1 protein-coding gene is annotated in these 402 nt (G+C 63.4%); it reads left to right on the top strand.

Annotated features, from left to right (window positions below; genetic code table 11):
* Window positions 1-32: 32 nt before the first annotated feature.
* The gene (folB, locus tag CBX98_RS25520; RefSeq protein WP_109170541.1) at window positions 33-392 is read left to right on the top strand and encodes a dihydroneopterin aldolase; all 360 of its coding nucleotides are present in this window, start codon (window positions 33-35) and stop codon (window positions 390-392) included.
* Window positions 393-402: the final 10 nt, after the last annotated feature.

Below are 402 nucleotides of genomic sequence, written 5' to 3'. Positions count from 1 at the left end.
TAAGGCCCCTTTTTGTGCGCCACGCCCCCTCCATGGATATCGTCTTCATCGAAGACCTGCGTATCGACGCGGTCATCGGCATCTACGACTGGGAACGCCGGATCCGGCAGACCTTGTCATTCGATCTGGAAATGGCCTTCGACAACCGTCGCCCGGCGGCCAGCGACGACATCGCCGACACACTCAACTACAAGTCCATCTCCAAGCGCCTGCAGTCGTACGTGGAATCGTCCAGCTTCGGGCTGGTCGAGACACTGGCGGAGCGTTGCGCGGGGATCGTGCGTGAGGAGTTCGGCGTGGCCTGGGTGCGGCTGAAGCTATCCAAGCCCGGTGCCGTGCGTGGCGCCAAATCGGTGGGCGTCCGCATCGAACGCGGTACCCGGCCGGAATGACCCGAACCGG

The organism is Vibrio sp. T9 (assembly GCF_003123985.1).
Classification (GTDB): domain Bacteria; phylum Pseudomonadota; class Gammaproteobacteria; order Enterobacterales; family Vibrionaceae; genus Vibrio; species Vibrio diabolicus.
This window is presented reverse-complemented; position numbering and strand designations above follow the sequence as displayed.

What these genes read in the sequence shown, in the direction of transcription:
- folB (WP_109170541.1), top strand. Translation starts at nt 33, where the DNA reads ATGGATATCGTCTTCATCGAAGACCTGCGTATCGACGCGGTCATCGGC.